We start from the raw sequence: 11,610 nt of genomic DNA on the forward strand, positions 1-11,610 counted from the left end.
CGTGAAGCGTGGAGAAAATTCTGAAGCTCCTGGTAGAGAGTGTCAAGGACCAGAAGATGAACAAAACAACGGCGGCTCAGATCGTGAAAATGCTAAAAGAAGGGGAAAAGAAACCCGTCAAGGATATCGCCATCATCGGTATTTCAGCCAAGTTGCCCAATATGGAAACACTGGATGACTACTGGGATAATATCCAGAGTGGTGTAGATTGCATACGTCCCATTCCCAAGACACGAAAATCGGATATGGACGCTATTCTCTCTTATATGGATATTCCTGAGGGAGATATTCAATATTACGAAGCGGCGTACCTGGACAATATTGACCAATTCGACCATGAATTCTTTCGTTTGCCTCCCAAAGAAGCCAGTTTAACGGATGTTAATCAGCGTTTGTTTATGGAGACGGCATGGGATGCCATGGAGGATGCAGGATACGGTAACGATAAATTATCGGGCACCAATACAGGTGTCTATGTAGGCTTTTCCAACAATATCAAAGATATGTATATGCGATATATTACCGAAACGATGCAGACAAGTGCACTGTCCATCGTTGGAAATTTGGCTTCCATATTATCCAATCGAATCTCGTATCTTCTGAATCTGAAGGGACCCAGTATTGTTGTTGATACAGCGTGTTCCTCTTCACTCGTAGCTGTCGCCATGGCATGCCAGGCTATCCGGAACAAGGAATGTGATATGGCAATCGCGGGCGGTGTGAAACTTCATCTCATGACACGCGAGAATCAGAATGAGAAAATCGGGATGGAATCTCCAGACTACCGGACCAAAACATTTGATGATTCTGCAAATGGGGCGGGAATGGGCGAAGGAGTCACTGCTTTATTGCTGAAACCACTAGACGCTGCAATGCGTGATGGGGATCAGATCTACGCGGTAATTAAAGGTTTGGCCGTCAATCAGGATGGAAGTTCTGGCGGATTGACTGTACCAAACCCATCCACTCAGGCTGAGTTGATTGTAAAAGCGTGGGAGGACGGTAACATTGATCCCGAAACGATCTCGTACTTCGAACCGCATGGTACGGGGACAGAATTGGGAGATCCCATTGAGATTAAGGGAATTCAGAACGCGTTTAAGAAATATACTTCCAAGAAACAATTTTGTGCGATCGGTTCGGTTAAAACCAATATCGGTCATCTGTACGAAGCAGCTGGAACTGCTGGCTTAATTAAGGCAATTCTGGCGTTGAAAAATAAAAAACTCCCTCCAACCTTGAACTTTGAAAAGCCAAATAGAGCGATTGACTTCAGTGGATCACCCGTTTACGTAAATACTACACTACGAGAGTGGAACACGGATGGCACAACTCCAAGACGGTGTGGTATCAGCTCTTTTGGCATTGGGGGAACCAACTGTCATCTCGTACTTGAGGAAGCACCTGATCGGGCAACTGCAGCGCATCAAGCGAACACTTCTGTAACAGGTCCATCCATTCTGACGTTGTCCGCCAAGTCTGAGGAATCGCTACGTCAGATGATCAGTAAGTATATCTATTTTCTTGAAAAAAATGAACTGCCAACATTACAAGATATGTGTTATACCGCCAACACGGGAAGAGGAAAGTTTCCATATCGGGTAGCAATCATAATGAACAGCAACATCGATTTGCATCAGAAACTTACTCAGTTGGAGCGTTCAAAACAGCTATTTGGTACTTCACATGGTTCGCACATCTATACCGGTTTTCACAAGCTGGTTCAAGATGAGGAGGCAGCGGATCAGGAATTCAGAATGTCGCTCTCATCCAGGCATGAGATGAGCGTATCGCTGGGACAAGCTCTTGGAGAATTCATGAACAATGGGCAGCAAGACATCAATGCGTTACATCAGGCTGCTTCATACTATGTCTCTGGGGGCGATGCTGACTGGGAAGCGCTTTATGCGAATCAGAATGTATTCAAGGTCAGTTTGCCATCTTACGCATTTCAGACGCACAGATGTTGGATCGACATTCCAAAACGTAACAGAAGATCGGAAAAGGTACAGGCAGAGGGCATGTTTTATCAAGCTGTATGGCAACGATACACGCCCGTATCTCGAGATTCTGTCGTCTCAAAAATGAAAGGCGCCGTACTTCTCTTCCGCGGAAACGATCAAGTCAGTGCTGCCTTGACGGTCCGATTGGAGCGTGAGCTCGAAGTACGAGTCATCCAGGTAGCCTGGGGGGATCGTTACGAAAAGTATGATGATTCGCACTATGTGATTCGTGGTGATGAAAGTGATTACATTCAGTTATTGGATGATATGAAGGGTCAGGGGCTAACCCGCATTATTCACGGGTTTACTCTGGCAGAGAATGATTCAGATGATTATTTACAAAGCGAGGAACAATTGAAGTTAAGCCAGGACCGTGGAATTCAGAGTGCATTCTACTTGACCCGTGCGATTCTACATCATCATATGACAGAGGGACTTCAGCTTCAATTCATATCCTCCCTAGCGAATGCAGTTACGGGGTATGAAAGTCAGGTACGACCGGAAAATGCAACGCTTAACGGATTCGCAAAAGTCATTGAACAGGAGTATCCGGAAATATCCTGCCGATTCATTGATGTGGATTCAGATACCGATGCGGATACGATCTATGCAGAATTGAATAGCTCCCATAACCGTTTCCAAGTGGCGTATCGCCATAATCAGTCATACGTTGAAGAATTGGATATTGCTAACATTCTGGAAGCCAGTCATGAGGAAGTAACTATTCGTGAGAACGGTTTATATCTTATTGCTGGTGGAACAGGCGGAATTGGCTTGCAGTTCGCGAAGCATCTGGCTGATGAACGCTGCATTCGTCTGGCACTAATCAGTCGTACGGCGATGCCTGATCGCACTGTGTGGGACAAGCTTATTCAAGAAGAAGATCCAAAGATAATATCCATGGAAATGATTGAACGAATGAAAACCATTATGGAGCTTGAAGCTGGAGGATCAAGTGTTGAATTAATCAGTGCAGACATCTCCGATCTGGAGCAGATGACTCATGTTGTGCAGAGGTTGAGAACAAAATATGGGCAAATCTATGGGGTAATTAATAGCGCTGGTGTTGCCAATGATGGCTTGATTATCCGTAAGGAAGAGACTGCATTCCAAGAGGTTCTGAGACCGAAGGTTCAGGGAACCTGGGTTCTGAATCAAGTAACAGTGCAGGAACCACTCGATTTCTTCGTTATGTTTTCTTCTGGCATATCCATGTTAGGAGAACCGGGGCAGAGCGATTATGTTGCTGCAAACTGTTTTCTGGATAGCTTTGCGTCTTACCGTGCAAATGGGTCGGGCCGAACGCTAACCATTAACTGGCCTGCCTGGAAGGAAACCGGGATGGCTGCCAGATTTGGTCTGAATGTGGATACAGCATTCAAGACGTTAGCGACTCATCAAGCGATCAGTGCTTTTGACATGGTATTGAGCCGTCGTATACGCCGAGTGTTGATCGGTGAGCCCAATTATGCGAGTGAACTCCTACCGTTGTTAGAGTCGTCAAGAGTTATCCAATTTTCGGAAGCCATGACAGCTCGAATTCAACAGGAACGTAATCATTTGAATTATCATAACAACCAGCTGACGAGAACTGAATATGAGCAGAAGGTTGAACTGCACGGACGAGATAACGGTATATATACAACTACGGAGAAGGAACTTGCCCAACTGGTGGGACATGTTCTCGGGTTTACCGGGTTAGATGTATACGACAACTTGTTTGAACTCGGCGTTGATTCAATATCAATGATGCGCATTATTACTGAAATACGGGTACGCTACCATGTTCACCTAAACTACCACACGTTCTTTGAAGGTATGAATCTGGCGAAGCTTGCAATTCATCTGATTGGTGCACTCAAGGAAACTGGAGCGATATCCGAGTATCCCCAGCAAGAGCCGGAACCGGCAACCCTGTATGAGGACTTCCCTTTGACAGAAGTACAGATGGCTTATCTGTTAGGTCGAGACGAGCGGTTTGAGATGGGTGGAACATCCACTCACTATTATCTGGAATTGGAAACCAAATTGAACATGACGCATTTCCAGACTGCATTGCAAAAAGTGATTCAGCGCCATCCAATGCTGCGAGCGGTCATATTGCCTGAGGGCATACAACGAATATTGCCACAGGTACCAGACTATCAACTGGAAATCGTTGATGTGTGCCATCTGAATGAGCAGGAAAAGTGGAAACACATTGAGGTGGAAAGGGATCGAATGTCCCATCATGTGTTTGAGCCGAGCCAATGGCCGCTGTTTGAATTCAAAGCTTTTAAAATAGATGATACACGGCATTACCTGTTATTCGGTTATGATCTGCTGATCTGTGATAGTGCGAGTATCCAGATCCTTGGAGAGGACCTGGTGCATTATTGCCGTGAGCCGGAAAAGGAACTTCCTGCACTCAAGTTTTCGTTCAAGGATTATATGATGGCATACGGAGAACTGAAAAAGGGTGAGATGTACGCACGTGACAAGAAGTACTGGATGGATCAGTTGGATACATTCCCTTCCGCTCCAGCACTTCCGCTGAAGCAGGAGCCAAGACATATCAAGAAACCGCAATTTTCACGGCTAAGCTGGATATTGGAACAAGATCCGTGGGAGCAATTAAAGCATAAGGCACAGCAAAAAAATGTAACACCTTCCGCGCTTCTATGTACTGCCTTTGCTCGAGTTTTGGCCCGTTGGAGCAATCAGGATCGACTTGCCATCAATCTGGCGGCGTTCAACCGCTTTCCATTTCATGAAGAAACCGATCAAATTATCGGTGATTTTACATCCATCATGTTGCTCGAAATTAACGAACAAAAAAACAAGCCTTTTTGGGAACAAGCAAGAGACGTGCAGAGTGGCATGCTCAATATGTTGGAACATCGCCATTATGACGGCGTGGAGTTCATTCGAGAACTGGCCCGTCATCGAGAAGCGGGTACTTCCGCCATTATGCCGATTGTATATACCAGCACATTATTTGTGGATGCCATCGGAAGCTGGCAGCATATCGGAGATCTGAAAATGGGTATCAGTCAGACCTCCCAAGTCTACCTTGATAATCAGGTAATGGAGACTGACGGGAGACTGACCATTAACTGGGACTATATTCAGGATCTTTTTCATTCCGATACACTTTCCGCCATGTTCGATGATTATATAGCGATAATTACTCATCTGTGTGAGCAAGAGAATATCGAGTTTTTACCAGATTTGTCTGAACAGGATAATGCCATCTGGAATGCATTTAATGCAACAGCACAATCATTTCCTATATCTACACTGCATGGGTCTTTTATGGAGCAGGCGACCAAGACTCCTTATCAGACAGCATTGATTTACGGTAATCAGCAATTGACTTATCAACAGCTGGATGAATGTTCCAATCAGCTCGCTCATTACTTGATGCAACAAGGAATAACACGGGGAGACCGGGTGGGGTTGTTGGCCAAACGTGGTATGGAGACAATTGTGAATACCATCGGTATTCTCAAAGCAGGAGCGGTATACGTGCCTGTTGATCCCGATTATCCTGAAGATCGTCAGCAATACATTTTACAAAATAGTAACTGCAAAATGCTGTTATTACCCGAACTTTATACGTTTGAGGGATTGGCTAAATTGCCGGTGGAGCCACTGGAAAATAACGCAGCACCTGACGATCTTGCCTACATTATTTATACGTCTGGCAGCACGGGAACTCCAAAAGGGGTAGCTACTGCCCATGGCCCGGCAATGAATACCATTCGGGATATCAATATGAAGTTTCAAGTGACGGATCAAGATCGGATGCTTGGTATCTCTTCAATGTGCTTTGATCTGTCAGTCTATGATATTTTCGGTGCACTTGCGACGGGTGCAGCACTTGTGATCATTGCTGATCAGCGTGATATTCATGACATGTACGACGCGATACAACAGCATAAAGTAACCATCTGGAATTCAGTTCCAGCCATTATGCAACTGATGGCAGATTACGTAACCGATCAAACCAATGAACAATTAAGACTCATCCTGCTCAGTGGGGACTGGATACCAAAGAAATTGCCAGAGCAAGTACATGGGCGTTTTCCTTCGGCACAGGTTATCAGCTTGGGAGGTGCGACAGAGGCATCCATTTGGTCTATCTATTATCCCATTGATACTGTCAAGTCTGATTGGAAGAGCATCCCGTATGGAAGACCACTTGCAAATCAGACATTCTATACGCTTGACTACACGGGTTGCCTGAGTCCAGTCGATGTCATTGGTGAGCTCTGTATCGGTGGAGCAGGATTGGCTCAAGGATACTTTAATGATCCGGTGAGGACCGACAATGCATTTTTTAATCATCCGGAATTGGGACGTTTATACCGCACAGGTGATTTTGGAGTCTTGCGAAAAGAAGGGTACATTGAATTCCTTGGCAGACGGGATTCTCAAGTGAAAATCAGGGGTTATCGGGTTGAACTTGGAGAAATTGAAAGCCGATTATCTACAGTTCCTAGCGTGAAGCAGGCTGTCGTTATAGATAAAGTGGACATGCAAGGAACAAAGGTACTAGTAGCCTATTACTCAGCGGAGCGCAGCTATGACGAATTGGAGATGAAGCGTCTTTTGGCAAAAGCACTTCCGGATTACATGGTTCCTCAGCATTTAATCCAGTTGCCTGAATTTCCACTTACACCCAATGGAAAGATTGATCGGAAAGCGTTGCCGGAACCAACCTTTGGACAACAGTCCAGTGCACTTGCAGGAACAGAAAGCCCAACGGAGCAAAAGCTGATTGAACTCTGTGAATCGGTATTTGGTATGAATGGAGTAGGAACTCACGACAGCTTTTTCCAGATGGGGATCAATTCAATTCTAATGGTGCAGCTGGTGAATCGGATTGGGCAGGAATTCAATCAACGTCTCAGCTTCAAGGAATTTATGGCCCTGAGAGATATTTATGAACTGGCGGCTTTGCTTGAGAGCTCTGTGGAAAATGAAGAGTCAGTGGGAACAATTCATTATCCGCAGCATGATCCATGCCCTGATCCTGAAGGCCGACCATTCCCGCTGACCGAGGTACAGATGGCTTATGTCGCAGGAAGAAGTCAGGCTTTTGAAATGGGAGGCACTTCGACACACGGGTACCTCGAATTCGAAACTCAACTGGAGATGACGCGCTTCAATGAAGCACTAATCAAGCTGATTGAACACCATCCTATGTTACGGGCAATTATCCTGCCTACCGGAGAGCAACGAATTCTGCCACATGTACCGGTATACCGGATGGATATTGAAGATATCAGTGGTTTGAGTCCTGATGAGATGGAACGGGTGATCATAGCCGAAAGAGAACGCATGTCTCATCATATTTTTGAATTGGAGCAATGGCCATTATTTGAGATACGTGCGAAAAAAATATCTGAAAATACACATCTGCTGTTGTTTGGATATGATCTGCTCATTGCTGATGGGGCAAGCATACAGATCTTCAATAATGATCTACTGAAATTCTATCATCATCCCGAGATTGATCCGGAGCCTAATCCATTTACATTCCGCGATTATATTCTTGCTTACAATGAATTCCGTAAATCGAATACGTACCTGGCTGACAAACAATACTGGCTTGCCCGAGTAGAGGAGTTCCCAGCAGCACCTGCACTCCCATTGAAGACAGATCCTGCACAGATCAGCGAGCCAAAATTCAAGAGACTCAATGAAGTGTTTGAACCACAGCGTTGGGAGATATTGAAAAAAATTGCTAATGGACACGGGCTAACACCTTCATCGCTTCTCTGTGCAGCCTATGCCCAGATCTTATCGTACTGGAGCAATCAACAGAAGATTGCACTGAACCTGACAGTCTTCAATCGTTATCCATTCCACCCAAGCATACAGGATATCATTGGGGACTTTACTTCCATGATTTTAATTGATGTGGATATGACTTCAGGGAACGATTTTATGGGTCATGTACGCCATGTTCAGAACAGTATACTGGAGGCGCTGGAGCACAGGCATTATGAAGGCATCGAATTCATACGTGATCTCTCCAAGCATCATCAAATGGGGAACAAGACCGTAATGCCAATTGTCTTCACAAGTATGATCTTTAATGAACGTGAGACATCTGAAGCAACTCAGGGACTGATTGGAAAGGTTCGAACTGGGGTCAGCCAAACATCGCAGGTATATCTGGATCATCAGGCTTCGGATGCGGGAGGGCAGCTAACGCTAACCTGGGATTACGTGGATGACTTGTTTGACCAACAGGTGGTCGAAACGATGTTTGCGCAATATATTGCACTGCTGGATGGCCTAATTGTAGGAGAAACGATTACGGGGCCTGACATTCCTTCAGTCGATCGCAGCATTTTGGAAAGGTATAACCAATCAGAAGAAAATATTATGCCAACAACATTGCAACATTTATTTGACCGTATGGCCAAACATTATCCAGATCAGGATGCATTGTTGTTTGAGGATGAGCGGATGACGTATTCGGAGCTGGACCGAAGATCCGGTCAACTGGCAGGATATTTACTTGAACAGGAGATCGGGCGAGGGAATCGAGTTGGCGTTGTAGCAAGGCGCCGTATGGAGACCATTGTAAATGTAATGGCTATACTTCGCACTGGTGCGGCATATGTACCACTTGATCCGGATTATCCTGAAGATCGGCAAGCTTACATGCTTAAGAATAGTGATTGCCGAATTGTATTGGACGTGGATGCCTATGATCAGGTCTCGGCTTCAGGTTATCCTCTACTCGAAGGTGAGCCATCTGGAACACCTGATGACATTGCATATGTAATCTATACCTCGGGAAGTACGGGTAGACCGAAGGGTGTGGCCATTACTCATGGGGCTGTAACGAATACGATTCAGGATATGAACAGAAAGTTCGGTGTTCATGAGAAGGATCGCATGCTTGGCGTATCTTCCATGTGTTTCGATTTATCCGTATATGACGTGTTCGGTGCGCTTTCCTCGGGTGCAGCTCTCGTAATTATATCCGACCAAAGAGATATCCGAATGATGAAAGAGGCCGTTGATCGCCATCAGGTTACAATCTGGAATTCGGTTCCAGCGATTATGGATATGTTCATGGATCGACTGGAATCCGATGCTGGACGAAGTTACCGTTGGGCAAGTGATGAAGAGATTCAGACGTCAACCCAACTCGCTGTGGAGAAAGAGTCAGTAGAATCGGTGTACCACTGGTCATTCTCCACGCTGTGGCGAATGGATGGAAAGCATATCTACGTGGATGAGTTCAAATGCCCTGCATATGCAACTGGTATGTTCCCTGAACTGTATTTCTTGGCACAAAAGGGGATTCGGCAATCCGAGATTGCTTCTTTCTTCCCGAATGTACCTGTTAGTGAAGTGAATTCGCTCATGGAACTGCTCATTCGCAAACGTGCTTTGGTCAGCGGACTTATGGAGCCAGCGGAAATTTTCAAGAAGCAGACGCAGTTATTCCGCAATCCGTATGACGAAAAGGTGGCATACGATGCACAGGCATACGAGGAATTTAAAAAAATACAGTTGCATCGTAATTTCGGTGAGAACACCACACTTGAGGTCTCACTGGAGCGTGGTGTTGAATATCCTGATTTCATCTCCAAGCGACGTTCTCATCGTTCCTTTAAGGAGGATCAGCCTGTCACGATGAAACAGTTCTCCGATCTGATGGGAGTACTGGGTCAGTATGATCAAGGACAGGAAATTCGGTATTACTATCCTTCTGCGGGAGGGCTATATCCGATAGATGTGTTTGTGTATGTGAAGGAAGGAAGAGTTGCGGGAATGGAGGCGGGCTTGTACTACTTTAGTCCAGTGGATTACACGGTACGCCTTATTCATGGCAATCAGTCATTCACTGATGAAATGCACTATTACACAAACAGGTCCATTTATCAGTCTTCAGCGTTTACTGTTTTCTTCATTTACAACGCGGAAGCAACCATGCCGAAATATGGCGCGCAAGGTTATTTATACTCCCTTATTGATACCGGAATTATGGTATCCACACTAAACAGTGTTGGAGAGATGTTGGGCATTGGAATGTGTTCGATTGGAGATATGCCTTTTGAGAAAATAAAACCGTTATTCAATTTAAATGAAAATCAGATCTGGCTTCATACGGTGGAAGCAGGATTGAAGCCAGACGATGAAATGGCTTCTCCAGAAGAATGGAGCAGCAGAAATTATATCAGGCAAAGTCCAAGCGTATCGGTATCCTATGGCGAAAACTCAATGGCTGCTGACCCATCCCTATTACCGGAACGTTCCGTAGCAGTCCTGGGTGCACAGACCGCTCCGCTGGCTAAGTTAAATATCCAAAGTTCTGATATAGAAAGAGCAGTAAACATCACCAACGAGGGTAACCATCAAAGCAGTCTTCGTCTTATACTGCTCAGCGGTGACTGGATACCTCTATCGTTACCGGGCAAAGTCAGAAATCTGTGTCCTGATGCAAGCATTGTGAGTCTCGGTGGTGCAACAGAGGCTAGTATTTGGTCCATTTATTACCCTATTAATTCAATATCTGATGCGTGGAACAGTATCCCTTACGGGTATCCGTTGGCGAATCAAACATTCCATGTGCTCGATTATAAACTGCGTCCATGTCCGGTTGATGTTCCAGGTGAGATGTTTATCGGCGGAGTAGGTCTTGCAAATCAATATGTGAATGACTTGGATAAAACGGAGAAAGCATTCATTCAGCATCCGCTCCTTGGTCGATTGTATAGAACGGGAGACCATGGCGTCATGCGTAAAGAGGGATACATTGAATTTTTGGGCAGAAAGGACAACCAGATCAAAATCAGGGGGCATCGCGTGGAACTTGGTGAAATTGAAGCCATATTCATTCAACACCACGCCTTGAAGCGTGTGTATGTAATGGACAGGCAGAACGAGCAAAAGAAAAAATATCTGTGTGCCTATTATGTCTCTGATCAGGAAGTTTCCATTGCTGAACTGCGAGAGTTTCTGATATCCAGATTGCCGGAGTACATGGTGCCTTCATTCTTTATCCGGTTGGAAGCCATCCCTCTAACAGCAAATGGAAAAATCAATCGTAATGCATTACCTGAACCAACAGCTCTACACACAGCTCAGGTCCAATACAAGGCTCCCGCCAATGATATTGAGAAACTATTGGTACAGATATGGAGCGAAGTACTTGGCAATGCTCACATTGGTGTGAATCAGCATTTCTTTGAGATCGGCGGCGATTCTGTTCTGATGATCAAAGCACATGCCAGACTTGATGACCAATATCCGGGAATTGTGAAGATAACCGACATGTTTAATTTGCCAACTATTTCGGATATTACCGCATTTATCGAGAATCAGTTGGACGAGATGGATGTAATCCATGTATCACGCTCCCGCATTCCCTTGTCCATGGATTATTTCGTGGAAGGAGATTCAACATCAAACGAAACAGAAGAGTTGCAGTTTGCCTTATCGGCAGAACTCTATGATCGTGTGGTGAATGCTGCCAGCAGGTGGGACGTGGAGGTGGATGATATTTTATTTGCCGGCTTTGCGTACCTTCTCGCACAGGCCTCCAACCGTGATCGGATAAGTGTGCATGCAGCCATTGGGCAGTCCGACTATATTC

At 45.3% G+C, this 11,610-nt stretch carries 1 pseudogene; it reads left to right on the forward strand.

Annotated elements, in window-relative coordinates:
- Positions 1-8: 8 nt before the first annotated feature.
- Positions 9-11,318 (forward strand): annotated as a pseudogene (locus PAEAM_RS23360) (amino acid adenylation domain-containing protein); the annotation flags it as partial.
- Positions 11,319-11,610 lie beyond the last annotated feature (292 nt).

The sequence above is a fragment of the Paenibacillus sp. GM1FR genome (assembly GCF_002803315.1).
GTDB classification, from domain to species: Bacteria; Bacillota; Bacilli; order Paenibacillales; family Paenibacillaceae; genus Paenibacillus; species Paenibacillus amylolyticus.